Raw genomic sequence first — 21,053 nt, 5'->3', positions numbered from 1 at the left:
TTCAAGCCGGCCTGGCTGGTGTCGCTTGCTGTGGAGCAGACGCCCTGTGGTCGGCACGCGCGACTCCCTGGAATACGCATAGCCCTATGGCGCTGACCCCAGAACAGAAGCGCGCGCGGCTCGCGGAGCTGCTGCGCGACAAGAGCCGTCAGTCTCGTCGTGCGCCCGTGTCCTTCGCGCAAGAGCGGATGTGGTTCCAGGAGCGGCTCAACCCGGGCAGCGCCGCCTTCAACGTCCCCATCTCCGTGCGCCTGTCCGGCGAGCTCAACGTCGACGCCCTCCGCCGCGCGCTCCAGGAACTGGTGCAGCGCCACGAAGCCCTGCGCACCACCTTCGTCGAGCAGGACGGGCGCGTGTTGCAGCACATCGCCGCCTCCGTCGACGTCGCCCTGCCCGTCGTGGACGTGAAGGACGGCGAGCCGTCCGAGCGTGAGGCCGAGGCCTGGAGCCTCCTGCACGCTGACGCACGCAAGCCCTTCGACGTGGAGAAGGGCCCGCTGCTGCGCACGGTGCTCTACCGCTGGGGCCCCGGCGAGCACCTGCTGCTGCTCAACGTGCACCACATCGTCTCCGACGGGTGGACGATGGGCGTGCTGGTTCGCGAATTGGGCGCGCTCTATCCCGCGCTCGCCGCGGGACAGGCCGCTTCGCTGCCCGCGCTGCCGATGCAGTATGCCGAGTTCGCCACGTGGCAGCGCGACTGGCTCAAGGGCGAGACGTTGGACGCGCAGCTCGGCTACTGGCGCAAGCAGCTGGACGCCGATGCCATGCTGGAGCTGCCCACGGACAAGCCCCGTCCTCCCGTGGCCAGCACCGACGGTGCCCGCCTCACGGTGATGTTGCCCCCGGCGCTGCTCCAGTCGCTGAAGGCACTGGCCGGACGCGAGGGCCGCACCCTCTTCACCGTCCTGCTGTCCGCGTACCAGGTGCTGCTGTCGCGCTACAGCGGCCAGGACGACGTCGTCGTCGGCACCCCGGTGGCCGGACGCAACCGCTCCGAGCTGGAGGGCCTCATCGGCCTGTTCGTCAACACGCTCGCCCTGCGCGCGGACCTGTCCGGAGACCCGTCCTTCCAGGCCTTGATGGCCCGGACGCATGAGACGACGCTCGGCGCCTTCGCCCACCAGGACGTGCCCTTCGAGAAGCTGGTGGAGGCACTCCAGCCCGAGCGCAAGCTGAGCAGCACGCCGCTGTTCCAGGTGATGTTCGCCCTGCAGAACGCGCCCCTGCCGCCGCTGCGGGTGCCGGGACTGACGTTGGAAATGCAGCCGATGGACAGCGGCACCAGCCAGGTCGACCTGACGGTGCTGGCCACCGAGCTGCCCCAGGGCCTGCGCCTCGCCGCGGTGTACCGCACGGACCTCTTCGAGGAGCCGACGGTGCGCCGGCTGCTGGCGCACTTCCAGACGCTGCTGGAGGGCCTCGCCGCGCACCCCGAGCGGCGCCTGTCCGAGCTGCCGCTGATGGACGCCGCCGAGCAGCGGCAGTTGCTGCGGGAGTGGAGCACCCAGGCCTCCGACTACCCGCGCGAGTCCACGCTGCCCGAAGTCTTCTCGCAGGTGGTGGCCCGCTTCCCGGACCACGTCGCCGTCGAGTTCGGCTCCTCGCGCCTCACCTACCGTCAGCTCGATGAGCGCTCCAACGCGCTCGCGCACCACCTGCGCCGGCTTGGTGTGAGTGCCGACTCCCGCGTCGCGCTCGCCGTGGAGCGCTCGCTGGAGCTCATCGTCTCCCTCGTCGCCATCCTCAAGGCCGGTGGCGCTTACGTGCCGCTGGACCCGTCCTACCCTCGTGAGCGACTGGCCGGCATGGTGGAGGACACGCGGCCCCAGGCGCTCGTCACCACGCGCGCGCTGTTGTCCCGCCTCCCGGTGGAGGGACTCTCCACCGTGGTGTTGGACGACGCCGCGCTCGCTTCCGAGCCGACGCATGAGCTGACTCCGGCCGCCCTGCCCGACTCGCTGGCCTACGTGGACTTCACCTCCGGCTCCACCGGCCGGCCCAAGGGCGTGGGCACCACCCACCGCAACGTCCTTCGCACCCTGCTGGGCGTCGACTTCGCCCGCTTCGGTCCCGACGAGACGCTGCTGCAGCTGGCCCCCATCTCCTTCGACGCTTCCACGCTCGAAATCTGGGGTGCGCTGTTGCATGGCGCCCGCCTCGTCGTCATGCCTCCCCAGCCTCCCTCCCTGGAGGAGCTGGGCCAGGTGCTCCGTGATTCGAAGGTGACGACGCTCTGGCTGACCGCAGGCCTCTTCACCCAGGTGGTGGAGTCCCACCTCCAGTCCTTGAGTCCGGTGAAGCAGCTGCTCGCCGGTGGCGACGTCGTGCCTCCCGCTCACGCGCGCCGCGTGCTCGAAGAGCTCGGTATCTCCCTCACCAACGGCTATGGCCCCACCGAGACCACCGTCTTCGCTGCCTGCTTCCGCATGACGGACCCGGCGCAGGTGGGCGCCTCCGTGCCCATCGGCCGCCCCATCGGCAGCACGCGGCTGTACGTGCTCGACGCTCACGGCCAGCCCGTGCCCGTGGGCGCCACTGGTGAGCTGTTCATCGGCGGCGATGGCCTCGCTCGCGGTTACGTGGGCCAGCCCGCCCTCACTGCGGAGCGCTTCATCCCCGATGCCTTCAGCGGCGTGCCCGGTGCCCGTCTCTACCGCACGGGAGACCGGGCCCGCTGGCGGGCGGACGGGCTGATGGACTTCCTCGGCCGGGCCGACTCGCAGGTGAAGCTGCGTGGCTTCCGCATCGAGCCGGGTGAAATCGAGTCCGCGCTCTCCGCGCAGCCCGGCGTGCGACAGGCCCTGGTGCTCGTGCGCGAGGACGTGCCCGGCGACAAGCGGCTGGTGGCCTACGTGGTGCCCGCCCCGGGCCATTCAGTGGACACCGGGGTGCTCCGGGACGCCCTCAAGCAGCGGCTGCCCGACTACATGGTGCCCTCGGCGTTCGTCGCGCTGGAGGTGCTGCCCCTCACGGCCAACGGCAAGGTGGACCGCAAGGCCCTGCCCGCTCCCGAGCTGGGCTCCGCTCCTGACCAGTACGTCGCCCCGCGCACACCTACCGAGGAGAAGCTCGCGGCGCTCTGGGTCGAGGTGCTGCGCGTGCCACGCGTGGGCGCCGAGGACAACTTCTTCGAGCTGGGCGGCCACTCCCTCCTGGCCACCCAGGTGGTCTCCCGCATCCGCGTCAGCCTGGGCCTGGAGCTGCCCCTGCGCGAGCTGTTCAAGTTCCCGGTCCTCTCCGCGCTGGCCCGCCACGTGGACTCGGAGCTCCAGGGCCGGCAGCAGGCGCGGCCCACTCCGGAAGTCCTCCTCACGCATCCCGAGGACACAGCGCCCCTGTCCTTCGCGCAGCAGCGGCTGTGGTTCATCGACCAGCTCGAGCCCGGCGGCACCCTCTACAACATGCCCTTCGCGCTGCGGCTGGAGGGCGCGCTGGACGTGGCCGCGCTGGAAGCGTCGCTCACCCAGGTGGTGGACCGCCACGAGTCACTGCGCACCACCTTCGCCGCGCGCGAAGGCCAGCCCGTGCAGCGCATCCACGCGCCCGCGCCCTTCAGCCTGTCCAGGGTGGACCTGCGTGGCGTGCCCGCCTCCGAGCGTCAGCCCGAGGCCCGCCGTCAGGCTGTCGCCGAGGCCACCCGTCCCTTCGACCTGGAGAAGGGGCCACTGCTGCGTGCCGTGCTGCTGCGGCTCGACGACTCCGAACACATCCTGCTGCTGACCCTGCACCACATCGTCTCGGACGGCTGGTCCATGGGCGTGCTCGTACGGGAGATTGGCGTCCTGTACGCGGCGCGCATCTCCGGAGCGCCCGCGGCCCTGCCGCCCCTGCCCATGCAGTACGCGGGCTTCGCGAGCTGGCAGCGCGGCTGGCTCCAGGGCGAGGTGCTCTCGCGGCAGCTCGACTACTGGAGGAAGCAGCTCTCCGGGGCACCCGCCCTGCTGGAGCTGCCCACCGACAGGCCGCGTCCCTCCGTGCCCACGTACCGCGGCGCGAAGCAGCCCCTGTTCATCCCGACGGACCTGGCCGGCGCCATCAAGGCGCTGTCGAAGCGCCTGGGCGTGACGCCGTTCATGACGCTGCTGGCGGCCTTCCAGACGCTGCTGCACCGCTACTCCGGCCAGGACGACATCGTCGTCGGCTCGCCCATCGCCGGCCGCAACCGCGCGGAGACGGAAGGGCTCATCGGCTTCTTCGTCAACACCCTGGTCCTGCGCGCGCGGGTGACTCCGAGCACCACCTTCGCCCAGCTGCTGGAGCAGGTGAAGGAGACCACCCTGGGCGGCTACGAGCACCAGGACGTGCCCTTCGAGAAGCTCGTCGAGGAGCTGAGTCCTCCGCGCGACGCGAGCTACTCGCCGCTCTTCCAGGTCATCTTCGCCTTGCAGAACACGCCCATGGGGGCGCTGGAGCTACCGGGGCTGCGCCTGGAGCCGGTTGAAGCGGGCGAGGCCGGGGCCAAGTTCGACCTGGAGCTCAACTTCATGGAGACGCCCCGGGGCTACCAGGGTGTGCTCCGGTACAGCACGGACCTGTTCGACGACGCGACGGCGACGCGACTGCTGGCGCACTACCAGACGCTGCTGGAGGGCCTCGCCGCGAACCCCGAGCAGCGCCTGTCCGAGCTGCCGCTGATGGACGCCGCCGAGCAGCGGCAGTTGCTGCGGGAGTGGAGCACCAAGGCCTCCGACCATCCGCGCGAGGCCACGATGCCCGAGGCCTTCTCGCAGGTAGTGGCCCGCTTCCCGAACCACGTCGCCGTGGAGTTCGGCTCCGAGCGGCTCACCTACCGGCAGCTCGACGAGCGCTCCAACGCGCTCGCGCACCACCTGCGCCGCCTCGGTGTGGGGGCCGACTCCCGCGTCGCGCTCGCCGTTGAGCGCTCGCTGGAGCTCATCGTCTCCCTCGTCGCCATCCTCAAGGCCGGTGGCGCCTACGTCCCGCTGGACCCGTCCTACCCCCGTGAGCGACTGGCCGGCATGGTGGAGGACTCGGCGCCCCAGGCGCTCGTCACCACACGCGCGCTGTTGCCCCGCCTCCCGGTGGAAGGACTCGCCACCGTGGTGTTGGAGGACGCCGCGCTCGCTTCCGAGCCGACGCATGCGCTGACTCCGGCCGCCCTGCCCGACTCGCTCGCCTACGTGGACTTCACCTCCGGCTCCACCGGCAGGCCCAAGGGCGTGGGCACCACCCACCGCGGCGTGCTGCGCACCCTCCTCGGCGCCGACTACGCCCGCTTCGGGCCCGACGAAGTCCTCCTCCAGTTCGCCCCCATCTCCTTCGACGCCTCCACCTTCGAAATCTGGGGCGCGCTGCTGCACGGCGCTCGTCTCGTCGTCATGCCTCCGCAGGCGGCGTCGCTGGAGGAGCTGGGCCACGTCATCCAGTCCTCGGGCGTCACCACGCTGTGGGCCACCATTGGCCTGTTCACCCAGCTGGTGGACAACCCGCCCCCGGGGCTGAGCACGGTGAAGCACGTCATGACGGGCGGCGACGTGGTGTCGCCTGCCCACGTGCGCCGCGCGGTGGAAGAGCTGCGCATCCCCGTCACCGCCATGTACGGCCCCACCGAGACGACGGTGTTCGCCACGTCCTACCCGGTGACTCGCGCGGAGCAGGTGGGCACCTCCGTGCCCATCGGCCGCCCCATCGGCAGCACGCAGCTGTACGTGCTGGACGCGCACGGCCGGCCGGTACCCGTCGGTGTCATCGGAGAGCTCTACGTCGGTGGCGACGGCCTTGCGCGCGGCTACCTGGGCCAGCCCGCCCTCACCGCCGAGCGCTTCATCCCCGACGCCTTCAGCGGCGTGCCCGGTGCCCGCCTCTACCGCACCGGAGACCTGGTCCGCTGGCGCAATGACGGCGTGCTGGACTTCGTCGGCCGCGCGGACACCCAGGTCAAGGTGCGCGGCTTCCGCATCGAGCTGGGCGAAGTGCAGGCCGTCCTCTCCACCTTCCCGAGCGTCCGCGAAGCCGTGGTGGTGAGCCGCGCGGACGTGCACGGCGCCAAACGCCTCGTCGGCTACGTCGCCGCCCCCGAGTCGCTCGACGTCGCCGCGCTGCGCGCCTTCCTGGTGCAGCGACTGCCCGAGTACATGGTGCCGTCCGCCCTGGTGCGGCTGGACGCCCTGCCCCTCACCGCCAACGGCAAGGTGGACCGCAAGGCCCTGCCCGCCCCCGAGTCGATGGCCGCTCCCGCCACGGCGGCCTACGTCGCTCCGCGCACCCCCACCGAAGAGAAGCTCGCGACGCTCTGGGCCGAGGTGCTCGGTCTGCCGCGCGTGGGCGCCGAGGACAACTTCTTCGAGGTGGGCGGCCACTCGCTGCTGGCCACCCGCGTCGTCTCCCGCATCCGCGCGTCCTTCGGCGTGGAGCTTCCGCTGCGCGAGCTGTTCCGAGCGCCCACCGTCGCCGCGCTCGCCGCGCGCATCGAGGCCTCCGTGAGCGCCGGTGAGGCCGGGACACTGCCGCCCATCGAGCGCGTGTCGCGCGCGCAGAAGCTTCCCCTGTCGTACTCGCAGCAGCGCGTGTGGTTCCTGGACCAGCTCGAGCCCGGCAGTGCGGCCTTCAACATGCCGTTCACCCTGGAGCTGGCCGGCACCCTCGACGCCGAGGCGATGCGGCGGGCCCTGGAAGCCCTGGTGCACCGCCACGAGTCCCTTCGCACCACGTTCCACGGCGAGTCCGAGGGCCCCGTGCAGCGCATCAACGCGCCCGCTCCGCTGGAGATGGCCCTCATCGACCTGAGCGGTCTGCCCCCGGAGCAGCGCGAGGCGGACGCGCGGCGGCGCATCAACGCGGAGTCCCTGAGCCCCTTCGACCTCGCGGCCGGCCCGCTGCTGCGCGCCATGCTCCTGAAGCTCGGGGAGCAGTCACACGTGCTGCTGCTCAACGTCCACCACATCGTGGCGGACGGCTGGTCCATGAGCGTCCTGGTGCGGGAGCTCGGTGTCGCCTACCCCGCGCTCACCGCGGGTGTGCCCTTCGTCCTGCCGGCGCTCTCGCTCCAGTACCCGGACTACGCCGCCTGGCAGCGGAAGTGGCTGGACGGGGCGGAGCTGGAGAAGCAGCTCACCTGGTGGCGGCGCCAGCTCGACGGCGCGGCGCAGGACCTGGAGCTGCCCACCGACAGACCACGCAACCACGACGCCTCGCCTCCGGGCGCCCTGGCTCCCGTCGTGCTGCCTCGCGCACTGGCCGAGGCCGTGGAGACCTTCTGCAACCGCGAAGGCCTCACGCCCTTCATGCTCTTCCTGGCGGCCTTCCAGCTGCTGCTGTCGCGCTACTCCGGGCAGGACGACATCTCCGTCGGCTCGCCCGTGGCCGGCCGCAACCGCGTCGAGCTGGAGGGGCTCGTCGGCTTCTTCCTCAACACGCTGGTGCTGCGCACCCGCCTGGACGGCGACCCCACCGTGCGCGAGCTGCTGGGCCGCGTGCGTGAGATGGCGCTGGGCGCCTATGCCCACCAGAACGTCCCCTTCGAGCGGCTCCAGCCCATGCGTGATTTGCGCCAGGCGCCGCTGTTCCGGGTGATGTTCATCCTGCAGAACATGCCGCCCGCGGAGCTGACCGTGCCCGGGTTGGCGATGCGCAGCGCTCCTCTGGGAGACCACACCGCCAAGTTCGACCTGACGCTGACGCTGACGCGAACCCCGGAAGGCTTTGATGGCGCGCTGGACTACCGCGCCGACCTGTTCGAGGCGTCCACCGCGCAGCGCATGGCGCGCCACCTGCGCACTCTCGTGGAGGCCATCGTCGCCGCCCCGGGCAAGCGTCTGTCCGCGCTGTCCCTCCTCTCCGGCGAGGAGCGGCAGCGGCTGCTGGTGGACTGGAATGCCACCCGCGCGGACTTCCCCGAGGCCTGCATCCACGCGCTCTTCGAGGCGCAGGCGCGCCGCGCGCCCGACGCGCGGGCCGCCTCCTTCGAGGGACAGCACCTGACCTACGCGCAGCTCGACGCGAAGGCCAACCAGCTCGCCCACGCGATGCGCCGCCGGGGCGTCGGGCCCGAGGTGCGCGTCGCGCTCAGCGTGGAGCGCTCGCTGGACATCGTCGTGGGCCTGCTCGGCATCCTCAAGGCCGGTGGCGCCTGGGTGCCCGTGGATCCGCTCCTGCCCCGTGAGCGCCTGGCCTTCATGCTGGAGGACAGCGGCGCTTCGGTGCTGCTGACGCAGTCCGTGCTGCTGGAGCGCTTCCCCGAGGCGCACCACGCGCGTGCGTTCTGCCTGGACTCCGAGAAGGACGCGCTTGCTCGTGAGAGCACCGATGCGCCGGTGACGGGCGTGGCCCCGTACCACCTGGCCTACCTGCTCTACACGTCCGGAAGCACCGGCACGCCCAAGGGCACCGCCGTGGAGCACCGCAGCGTCGCGAACCTGGTGACGCATGAAGCGGTGGCGTACGGCATCGGCCCTGGCAGCCGCGTGTTGCAGTTCGCCAGCCTCTCCTTCGACCTGTCGGTGGAGGAGATCTTCACCACGCTGTGCTCCGGGGCCTCGCTGCTTCTGTCGCCCCTGGAGAAGCTGATGCCGGGCGCGCCGCTGCAGAAGATGCTGCGCGAAGAGGCCCTCACCGTCATCAGCCTCACGCCCGCGGCGCTGGCCGCCACCTCGGCGGAAGGACTGCCCGAGCTGCGCACGGTCATCTCCGGTGGCGAAGCCCTGCCCGCCGACGTGGTGGCGCGCTGGGCTCCGGGCCGACGCCTGCTCAACACCTACGGCCCGACAGAGGCCACGGTGATTGCCACCCTCGCTGAGTGCGTGGCGGACGGACGCGTGCCCTCCATCGGCCGGCCCCTGGCCAACGTGCGCGCCTACGTCCTGGACGTGCGCGGCGAGCCGGTGCCCCTGGGCGTGAAGGGCGAGCTGTACGTGGGCGGCGTCGGCGTGGCGCGCGGCTACGCGGGCCGCCCCGCGCTCACCGCCGAGCGCTTCGTGCCGGACCGCTTCTCGGGCGAGGCGGGCGCGCGCCTGTACCGCACCGGCGACGTGGTGCGCTGGCGCGAGGACGGCACGCTCGACTTCGTCGGCCGCGCGGACGCGCAGGTCAAGGTGCGTGGCTTCCGCATCGAGCTGGGCGAAGTGGAGTCCGCGCTGGCGAAGCTGCCCGCGGTGCGCGAGGCTGTCGTCGTCGCGCGTGAGGACGGCCCCGGTGGCAAGCGCCTCGTGGGCTACGCGGTGGCGCACGAGGGTACCCAGACGGACGGCGCCACGCTGCGCGCCGCCCTGAAGGAGACGCTGCCCGAGTACATGGTGCCCTCGGCCATCGTGGTGCTGCCGGCGATGCCGCTCACGTCCAACGGCAAGGTGGACCGCAAGGCCCTGCCCGCCCCGGACTTCGTGAGCGACGCTCGGGACTACGTCGCGCCCCGCACGCCCACCGAGGAGCGCCTCGCGGCACAGTGGACTCAGCTCCTCGGCGTCGAGCGCGTTGGCGCCAGCGACAACTTCTTCGACCTGGGCGGCCACTCCCTGCTGGCCACGCAGGCCATCAGCCGCATCCGCGCTGCCTTCGGCGTGGAGCTGCCCCTGCGCGAGCTGTTCGTTGCCCCCACCCTCGAAGGCGTGGCGCGCCTGATTGACGCCGCCCTCCCGGGTGGGAGCACGCCCGCGGCACCCCGGCAGCGCGAGGTCCGCGCGCTGTCACTGCCGGTCCTTCCCCTGGAAGAAGTCGCCGCGCGCGAGCAGGCGAAGCCCCGCTCCGTGGAGGGCGACACCTCCGGGGCCCCGCTGACGCCCGAGGTGCGCCAGCGGGTGCTGGTGGAGTGGAACGCCACCGCCACCGAGTACCCGCGTGGCTCCACCCTGCCCGAGGTCTTCGCTCAGGTGGTGGCCCGCTTCCCCGACAAGGTCGCCGTCGAGTTCGGCGACGCGAAGCTCACCTACCGGCAGCTCGACGCGCGCGCCAACCAGCTCGCGTGGCATCTGCGCGGCCTGGGTGTGTCCACCGACTCGCGCGTGGCGCTGGGCGTGGACCGCTCGCTGGAACTGATTGTCTCCCTCGTCGCCATCCTCAAGGCCGGCGGCGCGTACGTGCCGCTGGACGCGTCGTACCCCCGCGAGCGCCTCGTGGCCATGCTGGAGGACTCGGGCCCGAGCGTGCTCGTCACCACGCGCGCGCTGCTGTCGAAGCTGCCTTCCCAGGGGCTCGCCACGGTGGTGCTGGAGGACGTGGAGTTGTCCGGCCTGCCCACGCACGCGCCGCCTTCCACCGCCCTGCCCGACAGCCTCGCGTACATCGACTTCACCTCCGGTTCCACCGGCCGGCCCAAGGGCGTGGGCACGCGCCAGTCCGCCGTGCTGCGCACCGTCTTCGGCAACGACTACGCGCGCCTCGGGCCGGAGGAAACCTTCCTCCTGCTCGCCCCCATCTCCTTCGATGCCTCCACGCTGGAGCTCTGGGGCCCGCTGCTGCATGGCGCGCGGCTGGCCGTCTTCCCGCCCCACTCGCCCTCTGACGTCTTCGAGCTGGAGCAGGTGCTGGAGAAGCACGGCGTGACGACGCTGCACCTCACCGCCGGCCTCTTCACCCAGGTGGTGGACAGCAACCTCTCCGCGCTGCGCAACGTGAGGCAGTTGCTCACCGGCGGTGACGTGGTGAGCGCCCCCCACGTCCGCCGGGTGCTGGAAGGAATGTTCATTCCGGTGACGGCCTGCTACGGCCCCACCGAGGGCACCCTCTTCACCTCCTGCCACCGCATGACGGACGTGTCCCACGTGGGCACCTCCGTCCCCATCGGCCGGCCCATCGGCAACACCCAGGTGTACGTGCTGGACGCCTCCGGTCAGCCCGTGGCCCCGGGCGTCATCGGTGAGTTGTTCGCCGGTGGTGACGGTCTCGCCCGTGGCTACGTCGGCCAGCCCGCCCTCACCGCCGAGCGCTTCGTCCCCAACCCCTTCTCTTCTGTGCCCGGCGCACGCCTGTACCGCACGGGTGACCTGGGCCGCTGGCGGCAGGACGGCGTGCTGGAGTTCCTCGGCCGCGCCGACGCGCAGGTGAAGGTGCGCGGCTACCGCATCGAGCTGTCCGAGGTCGAAGCCGCCCTGCTCGCCATCCCCGAGGTGCGCGAGGCCGTCGTGGTGGCCCGCGAGGACTCGCCCGGCGACAAGCGCCTGGTCGCCTACGTCGTCGCGCCCCCGTCGCTGGACCTGCACGCTCTGCGCGAGACCCTCAAGCAGCGGCTCCCCGAGTACATGGTGCCCTCCGCCCTGGGCCGCCTGGACGCGCTGCCGCTCACCGCCAACGGCAAGGTGGACCGCAAGGCACTCCCGGCCCCTTCGGCCTTCCAGGACCGCGTCCCCTCCCGTCCGCCTCGCACCGACTGCGAGCGCGAGCTGGCGGCGCTCTGGGCCCGCGTCCTCCACCTGGACACCGTTGGCGCGGAGGACGACTTCTTCGATCTGGGTGGCCACTCCCTGACGGCCACGCAGGTGCTCTCGCGCATCCGCCAGCACTTCGGCGTGGAGCTGTCGTTCCGCGACTTCTTCGCCGCGCCCACCATCGCGGCGCTGGCAGAGCGCATCGAGGCGCAGGCGGGCACGCGGACCTCCACCTCCCAGCCGCTGCTCCGTCCCCGGAAGGACGGCGGGCCGCTGCCGCTGTCCTTCGCACAGCAGCGCCTGTGGTTCTTCGCGAAGCTCGACCCCGAGAGCACCGCCTACAACCTCCCCTTCGCCGTGCGGATGGACGGCGAGCTCGACGTGCCCGCGCTCGCCACCAGCCTGCGCGAGCTGCTCCAGCGCCACGAGTCCCTGCGCACCACCTTCCACGAGCACGAGCACCAGCCCGTCCAGGTCATCGACGCCAGCCCCACCCTGCCCGCGGGCTGGGTGGACCTGGAGGCCCTGCCCGAAGCCGAGCGTGAGGACTCGCTCCAGCGCGCCCTCGAATACGAGGCCGGGCAGCCCTTCAACCTGGAGACGGGGCCGCTCTGGCGCGTCCTCCTGGTGCGCCAGTCGGCGGAGCAGCACGTGCTGCTGCTCACCCTGCACCACGTCATCGCGGACGGCTGGTCCATGGGCGTGCTCGTCCAGGAGCTGGCCACGCTCTACACGGCCCATGCCGAGGGCCGCGCCGCGCGCCTGGAGCCGCTGCCGGTGCAGTACGCCGACTTCGCGCTCTGGCAGCGCGACTGGCTGCGCGACGAGGCCCTGGAGGCCGAGCTGGGCTGGTGGAGGCAGCAGCTCCACGGCGCGCCCCGCGCCCTCGCCCTGCCCACCGACAGGCCGCGTCCCACGACGCAGTCGACTCGCGGCGCCGGGCATCCGTTCCACTTCCCGCACGAGCTGTCGGATGCGCTCGAAGCACTGTGCCGTCAGGAGGGAGCCACGCCCTCCATGGTGGTGCTCGCCACCTTCCAGGCGCTGCTGGCCCGCTACTCCGGGCAGGACGACGTCAGCGTCGGCATGCCCATCGCCGGCCGGACGCATGCGGAGCTGGAAGGGCTCATCGGCTTCTTCGTCAACACGCTGGTGCTGCGCACGAAGCTGGACGGAGACCCCAGCTTCCGCGCGCTGCTCGGCCGCGTGCGGGACATGACGCTCGGTGCCTACGCCCACCAGGACGTGCCCTTCGAGAAGCTGGTGGAGGCGCTGCGCCCCGAGCGCGAGGCCGGACGCACGCCGCTCTTCCAGGTGATGCTCGCGTTCCAGAACGCGCCCATGCCGGAGATGATGGGCGCGGGGCTGAAGCTGAACCCCCTCACGGCGGAGCATCGCTCGGCGAAGTTCGACCTCACCCTGGCCCTCACCGACCGGGGCGAGGGCATCAAGGGTCAGCTCGAGTACAGCACCGACCTGTTCAATGCCACGACGGCAGCGCGGATGGTTGAACACCTGCGCGTGCTGCTGGAGTCGGCGCTGGCGAATCCGGACCGCCCGCTCTCCCGCGTGTCCTTCCTCACGGAAGACGAACGGCACCTCCTGTTCCACGCCTGGAGGGAGCCGGACGCCGCCACGGTGGGAGACGGCTGCCTGCACCGGCTCGTCCAGGCGCAGGCGCGTCTCACGCCCGACGCGGTGGCCGCGGAGCATGACGGCCAGACGCTCACCTGGCGCGAGCTGCACCAGCGCGCCCGCGAGGTCCACCGGGCGCTGTTCAAGCGCGGGCTGGCCGAGCTGCCCGAGCCGCCTCCGCTCACGCCCGTTTCGCGCGCGGAGCCGCTGCCGCTCTCCTTCGCCCAGCAGCGACTGTGGTTCATCGACCAGCTCGAGCCCGGCACGCCCGCGTACAACATCCCCATCGGCGTGAGGCTGGAAGGCGTGCTCCACGTGGACGCGCTCCAGCGCGCGCTCGCCGAGCTGGTGCGCCGCCACGAGTCGCTGCGCACCACCTTCCGCGAGCACGAGGGCCAGCCCGTCCAGCACATCGCTCCCGCGTACGAGCTGCCGCTGCCCGTGGTGGACCTGAGCGCCCACGGAGCGGCCGCCCTCGACGAGGCGAAGCGCCTGCTCTCACGCGAGGCCGCCCACCGCTTCAACCTGGCCACGGGCCCGCTGCTGAACACCCTGTTGCTGCGGCTGGCTCCGGCCGAGCACGTGCTGGTGCTCAACCTGCACCACATCGTCTCGGACGGCTGGTCCATGGGCGTGCTGGTGCGTGAAGTCGCCGCCAACTACGAAGCCTTCCGCCATGACAGGGCCTCACCGCTCCCCGCGCTACCGGTGCAGTACGCCGACTACGCCGTCTGGCAGCGCGAGTGGCTGCAGGCGGAGGTGCTCGATGCCCAGCTCGGCTACTGGCGCCGCCACCTCGCGGGCGCCGCGACGCTGCAGCTCCCCACCGACAAGCCTCGCCCACCGGTGCAGACCTTCCATGGCGGCCAGCTTCCCGTCCACCTGCCGCGAGCCCTGACCCAGACGCTCAAGACGCTCTGCCAGCGCGAGGGCGTCACCCCGTTCATGGTGCTGCTGGCCTCCTGGCAGGCCCTGCTCGCGCGCTACTCGGGGCAGGAGGACATCAGCGTGGGCTCGCCCATCGCTGGACGTCAGCGTGGCGAGCTGGAAGGCCTCATCGGCTTCTTCGTCAACACGCTGGTGCTGCGCACCCAGGTGCGCGGCGGCGAGTCCTTCCGCCAGCTGCTCCAGCAGGTGAGGGAGACGGCCGTGGGTGCCTACGCCCACCAGGACGTGCCCTTCGAGCGACTGGTAGAGGAGCTGCGTCCCGAGCGGGACCGGAGTCGCGCTCCGCTCTTCCAGGTCAGCTTCGCACTGCAAAACGTCCAGGCCGCCGCCGGCGCCCAGCCGCGTTCCGAACTCGCCCTGCGCCCGTTGGAGGTGGACGACCGCGCCGTCAAGTTCGACCTGGAGCTGAGCCTGGCGGAGTTCCAGGACGGCTACCGGGGTGAGCTCGGCTACAACACCGACCTGTTCGACGGCGCCACCGCCGCGCGGATGGCCGAGCACTTCCGCGTGCTGGTGGAAGCCCTGGTCGCCCGGCCCGAGGCCCCGCTGGGCTCCATCTCCCTGCTGACGGAAGCGGAGCGGCACCAGGTCCTGGTGGAGTGGAACGCCACCGCCACGGACTTCGCGGGCGACGCATGCGTCCACCAGCGCGTCGAGGCACAGGCGCGGCGCGCTCCGGATGCGCTGGCCGTGGAGTCCGACGACGCACGCCTCACCTACCGGGAGCTGGACGCGCGCGCCAACCAGCTCGCGCGTCTCCTGCTGCGCCGGGGCGTTCGCACGGGCGACCGCGTCGCGCTCTGCGTGCAGCGCTCCCCCGACATGGTGGTGGGCCTGCTCGGCATCCTCAAGGCCGGCGCCGCCTACGTGCCGCTGGCCCCGGACTACCCGCGCGAGCGCCTGGCCTTCATGCTCCAGGACTGCGGCGCCCGCGTGCTGCTCACCCAGCACTCCCTCCTGGGCCTGTTGCCCGAGGGCACGGACGTCGTGTGCCTCGACTCCAGCGAGGACTCCTTCTCGCGCGAGGACACGGGCGCACCAGCCGTCTCCGTCACCGCGGACGACGCCGCCTACGTCATCTACACGTCGGGCAGCACCGGCCAGCCCAAGGGCGTCGTCATCCCCCATGGCGCCCTCGTCAACCACATGGCGTGGTTCCTCTCCGCTTTCGGCATCACCGCCGAAGACAGGGTGCTGCAGAAGACGCCGCTGAGCTTCGACGCCTCCGTCTGGGAGTGCTGGGCCTCGCTCATGGTGGGCGCGCCCCTCGTCCTCGCTCCGCCCGAGGCCCATCGCGACCCGGCCGCCCTCGTGGCCTGCGTGGTGCGCCAGCGCGTCACCGTCCTCCAGGTGGTGCCCTCCATGCTCCGCTTCATGCTGGAGGAGGAGGGACTGCGCGCCGCCACGCACCTGCGCTGGCTGTTCTGCGGCGGTGAGGCCCTGGCCTCCGAGCTGGCCCCGCGCCTGCGCGCACTGCTGCCCGAGACGCGGCTGGTCAACCTGTACGGCCCCACCGAAACCACTATCGACGCCACGTCCGCGCTGGCCACAGGCCAGGAGCGCGGCACCACCGTGCCCATCGGCCGGCCGGTGGCCAACACCCGCCTCTACGTGCTCGACGGGCACCTGCGGCCCGTGCCGCCGGGAGTGCCAGGAGAGCTGTTCATCGGCGGCGCGCAGCTCGCCCACGGCTACCTGGACCGGCCCGCGCTCACCGCCGAGCGCTTCGTGCCCGACGCTTTCGCCTCCACTCCGGGCGCGCGCCTGTACCGCACCGGGGACCAGGTGCGCTGGCTTCGCGACGGCTCGCTGGAGTACCTCGGCCGCGCCGATGCGCAGGTGAAGCTGCGTGGCTTCCGCATCGAGCCGGGCGAAGTCGAAGCCGCCCTGCTCGCCTTCCCCGACGTCACGCAGGCCGTGGCCCTGGTGCGCGAGGACGTCGCTGGCGCCCCACGCCTCGCCGGCTACGTCACCGCTCCCGCCTCGCTCGACACCGCCGCCCTGCGCACCTTCCTCCTGCAGCGGCTGCCTGAGTACATGGTGCCCTCCGCCTTCGTGGTGCTGGAGGCGCTGCCGCTGACGCCCAACGGCAAGGTGGACAGGAAGGCCCTGCCCGTCCCAGACGCGGCCTCGTCCGCCGACTCCTTCGTCGCTCCGCGCACGCCCACCGAGGAGAAGCTGGCGGCCATCTTCGCGGCCATCCTCCGACTGCCCCAGGTGAGCGTCACCGGGAACTTCTTCGAGCTGGGTGGACACTCGCTGCTGGCCACGCAGGTCATCTCCCGCATCCGCTCCCAGCTCGGCGTGGAGCTGCCCCTGCGCGCCTTCTTCGAGGCGCCCACCGTCGCCGCCCTCGCCGAGCGCATCGACGCCACGGGAGCCTCCCACCCGGAGACGGCGCCCGCGCTCGTCCCCGTGCCCCGCACGGGCCCGCTGCCGCTGTCCTTCGCGCAGCAGCGCCTGTGGTTCCTGGACCAGTTCCAGCCCGGCGGCTCCACGTACAGCATGCCGGCCTTCGTGCGCATGGAGGGAGCGCTCGACACGGACGCCCTGCGCCGCGCGCTTTCCGAGCTGGCCAGCCGCCACGAAGCCCTGCGCACCACCTTCACCCAGCAGGAGGGCCAGCCCCTCCAGGTCATCGCACCGCATGCCAGCCTGCCGCTGGAGACGGTGGACCTCAGCGCCTTGCAGCCCGAGGCCGCCCGCGCCGAGCTGGAGCGACAGCTGCGGGACGAAGCCCTCCGGCCCTTCAACCTCGCCACCGGCCCGCTGGTCCGCGCGCTGCTGCTGAAGCTGGGCACCGCCGAGCACGTGTTCGCGCTCAACATGCACCACATCGTCTCGGACGGCTGGTCCATGGGCGTGCTGGTGCGCGAAGTCGCCGCCCTCTACGAAGCCTTCACCCAGGGCCGGCCCTCGCCCCTGCCGCCGCTGCCCATCCAGTACGCGGACTACGCCGTCTGGCAGCGCCAGTGGTTGCAGGGCGAGGTGCTGGAAGCACAGCTCGCATACTGGAAGCAGCACCTCTCCGGCGTCGCCACCCTGGAGCTGCCCACCGACAAGCCCCGCCCGCCCGTGCAGACCTTCCACGGCGCACACGTGCCCGTGGTCCTGTCGCGCGCCACGTCCGAGCAGCTCAAGGCGCTCTGCCAGCGCGAGGGCACCACACCCTTCATGGCGCTGCTCGCCGCATACCAGGTGCTCCTGGCCCGCTACTCGGGCCAGCAGGACATCTCCGTCGGCTCACCCATCGCCAGCCGGCAGCGCGCGGAGCTCGAGGGGCTCATCGGCTTCTTCGTCAACACCCTGGTGATGCGCTCCCAGGTGGAGCACGGCGCGTCCTTCGTCCACCTGCTGCGACAGGTGAAGGAGTCGGCGCTCGGTGCCTACGCCCACCAGGACGTGCCCTTCGAGCGACTGGTGGAAGAGCTGAAGCTCGTGCGGGACACGAGCCGCAGTCCGCTCTTCCAGGTGTTCTTCGCCCTGCAGAACACGCCCACCGCCTCGGCGCAGGGCAAGGGGCTGGCGCTGCGCCCGGTCGAGGTGGACAACCCGACCATCAAGTTCGAGCTGCAGCTCGACCTGCTGGAGGCCCCGGAGGGCTACCAGGGGGCGCTGAGCTACAACACCGACCTGTTCGAGCCGGCGACCATCGGCCGGATGGCGGAGCACTTCCGCGCGCTCGTGGAGGCGCTCGTCTCCCGGCCCGAGGCACCGCTCTCCGCTGTCTCCATGCTCACCGCGGCCGAGCGTCGGCAGGTGCTGGTGGAGTGGAACTCCACCGCCACCGAGTACCCGCGCGCCTCCACCGTGCCCGAGGTCTTCGCGCAGGTGGTGGCCCGTCACGGGGACAAGGTCGCCGTCGAGTTCGGTGACGAGAAGCTCACCTACCGGCAGCTCGACGCGCGCGCCAATCAGCTCGCCTGGCACCTGCACGGCATGGGCGTGACCACCGACTCGCGCGTGGCCATTGCCCTGGAGCGCTCGCTGGAGCTGATTGTCTCCCTCGTCGCCATCCTCAAGGCCGGCGGCGCCTACGTCCCGCTGGACCCGTCGTATCCCCGTGAGCGCCTCGCCGCCATGGTGGAGGACGCTCAGCCGCGCGTGCTCATCACCTCGCGCGAGTTGCTGGCGAAGCTGCCCGCTGAAGTGCCGTCTACCGTGGTGCTGGGAGACGTATCCCTGGAGGGCCAGCCCACGTCGGCTCTGCCCGTGGCCGCGCTGCCCCAGAGCCTCGCGTACATCGACTTCACCTCCGGCACCACGGGCCGGCCCAAGGGTGTCGGCACTCCTCAGGCCGCCGTGCTGCGCACCGTCTTCGGCAACGACTACGCGCACCTCGGCCCAGATGAGACCTTCCTCCTCATCGCGCCCGTGTCCTTCGATGCCTCCACCCTGGAGCTGTGGGGCCCGCTGCTCCACGGCGCGCGGCTCGTCGTCTTCCCGCCGCACTCGCCTTCCGACTTGAAGGAGCTGGAGTCGGTGCTGGTGAAGCACGGCGTGACGACGTTGCACCTCACCGCCGGCCTCTTCACCCAGGTGGTGGACCACAACTTCTTCAGCCTGCGCTCCCTTCGCCAGGTGCTGACGGGGGGTGACGTGGTGAGCGCGCCGCACGTGCGCCGCGTCCTCGAGGAGCTGCGCATTCCCGTCACGGCCTGCTACGGCCCCACGGAGACCACGCTCTTCGCCTCCACCCACCGCATGACTTCGGTGGAGCACGTCGGCACCTCCGTGCCCATCGGCAAGCCCATCGGGAACACGCGCGTGTACCTGCTGGACACCTCCGGTCAGCCCGTGCCCGTCGGCGTCGTGGGTGAGCTGTTCATCGGCGGCGACGGCGTGGCTCGGGGCTACGTTGGCCAGCCTTCGCTCACCGCGGAGCGCTTCGTTCCCGACTCCTTCTCCGGCGTGCCCGGAGCCCGCCTCTACCGCACGGGCGACCTCGCCCGCTGGCGGGGTGACGGCGTGCTGGAGTTCCTCGGCCGTGTCGATGCGCAGGTGAAGGTGCGCGGCTTCCGCGTCGAACTGGCCGAGGTGGAGACCGCCCTCCGCGCCTTCGTCGGCGTGGGAGAGGCCCTGGCGCTGGTGCGCGAGGACGTCCCCGGAGACAAGCGCATCGTCGGCTACGTCGCGGCGCCCGAGTCACTCGACGTCCCCGCGCTGCGCGCTCACCTGAAGCAGCGGCTGCCCGAGTACATGGTGCCCTCCGCGCTGGTGCGACTGGACGCCTTCCCGCTGACTGCGAACGCCAAGGTGGACCGCAAGGCGCTGCCCGCGCCGGAGGCGGTGTCGTCCGCTCCGGACGCGGCCTACGTCGCCCCGAGGACACCCACCGAGGAGCTGCTGGCCGGAGTCTTCGCCCAGGTGCTGCGCGTGCCGCGCGTGGGCGTATCCGACAACTTCTTCGAGTTGGGTGGACACTCGCTGCTCGCGACCCAGCTCATCTCGCGCCTGCGCGCCACCTTCGGCGTGGAGCTGCCCCTGCGCGTCCTCTTCGAGGCGCCGACGCTCGAGGCGCTCGCAACGCGTGTCGATTCCGCACGGGAGTCCGCTTCGGGGAACCTGGCGCCCGCCATCGTCCCCGTGCCCCGCACGGGCGCACTGACCCTGTCCTTCGCGCAGCAGCGGCTGTGGTTCATCGACCAGCTCGAACCCAACAGTCCCGCCTACAACATGCCCGCCTTCGTGCGCATGGACGGCCTGCTCGACGTGGCGGCCCTGCAGCGCGGCTTCGATGAGCTGGTGCACCGCCACGAAGCCCTGCGCACCACCTTCACCCAGCAGGAGGGCCAGCCCCTCCAGCTCATCTCTCCTCACGGGAAGCTGCCGCTGGAACTGGTGGACCTCAGCGACCTGGAGCCCCAGGCCGCCCGCGCCGAGCTGGAGCGACGGCTGCGCGAGGAGACCCTGCGCCCCTTCAACCTCGCCACCGGACCGCTGGTGCGCGCGCAGTTGCTGAAGCTGGGCGCCACCGAGCACGTGCTCGCCCTCAACATGCACCACATCGTCTCGGACGGTTGGTCCATGGGCGTGCTGGTGCGTGAAGTCGCCGCCCTCTACGAGGCCTTCTCCCAGGGCCGGCCCTCGCCCCTGCCGACGCTGCCCATCCAGTACGCCGACTACGCCGCCTGGCAGCGCCAGTGGCTGCAGGGCGAAGTGCTGGACGAGCAGCTCGGCTACTGGAAGCAGCACCTCTCCGGCCTCACCACCCTGGAGCTGCCCACCGACAAGCCCCGCCCGCCCGTGCAGACGTTCAACGGCGCGGAGGTGCCCGTCGCGCTCTCGCTCACTGCCTCCGAGCAGCTCAAGGCGCTCTGCCAGCAGGAGGGCGCCACGCCCTTCATGGCGTTGCTTGCCGCCTTCCAGGTGTTGCTGTCCCGCTACTCGGGGCAGCAGGACATCACCGTCGGCTCGCCGATTGCCGGCCGTCAGCGTGGAGAGCTGGAAGGCCTCATCGGCTTCTTCGTCAATACGCTGGTGCTGCGCTCCCACGTGGACGCCCCGTCCTCCTTCGTCCACCTGCTGCGGCAGGTGAAGGAGTCCTCGCTGGGCGCCTATGCCCACCAGGACGTGCCCTTCGAGCGACTGGTGGAGGTGCTGCAGCCCACGCGCGACATGAGTCGCAGCCCGCTCTTCCAGGTCATCTTCGCCCTGCAGAACGCGCCCACGGCGTCGGCTCAGGGCAAGGGCCTGGCGCTGCGCCCGCTCGAGGTGGGCAACCCCGCCATCAAGTTCGACCTGGAGCTGGGCCTGACGGACTCGTCGGAGGGCTACCAGGGCTCGCTGGGCTACAACACCGACCTGTTCGAGCCGGCGACCATCAGCCGGATGGCGGAGCACTTCCGCACGCTCGTGGAAGCGCTCGTGGCCCGGCCCGAGGCCCCCCTCGCCTCCGTGTCCATGCTGTCCGCGGCCGAGCGCCAGCAGGTGCTGGTGGAGTGGAATGCCACCGCCACCGACTACCCGCGCGGCTCCACCCTGCCCGAGGTCTTCGCGCAGGTGGTGGCCCGTCACGGGGACAAGGTCGCCGTCGAGTTCGGTGACGAGAAGCTCACCTACCGGCAGCTCGACGCGCGCGCCAATCAGCTCGCCTGGCACCTGCACGGCATGGGCGTGACCACCGACTCGCGCGTGGCCATTGCCCTG

1 protein-coding gene is annotated in these 21,053 nt (G+C 71.6%); it reads left to right on the top strand.

The genetic code is table 11. The annotated features are described in order from the left end of the window. Positions 1-86: 86 nt before the first annotated feature. Positions 87-21,053 (top strand): non-ribosomal peptide synthase/polyketide synthase (locus G4D86_RS31775; RefSeq protein ID WP_163997841.1); only part of this gene is annotated, 20,967 nt, incomplete at its 3' end.

Origin of the sequence: Pyxidicoccus caerfyrddinensis (assembly GCF_010894405.1) — a bacterium.
Lineage (GTDB): Bacteria > Myxococcota > Myxococcia > Myxococcales > Myxococcaceae > Myxococcus > Myxococcus caerfyrddinensis.
Note: the sequence above shows the minus strand (reverse complement) of the source record. Positions and strands in the feature narration are given on the sequence as shown.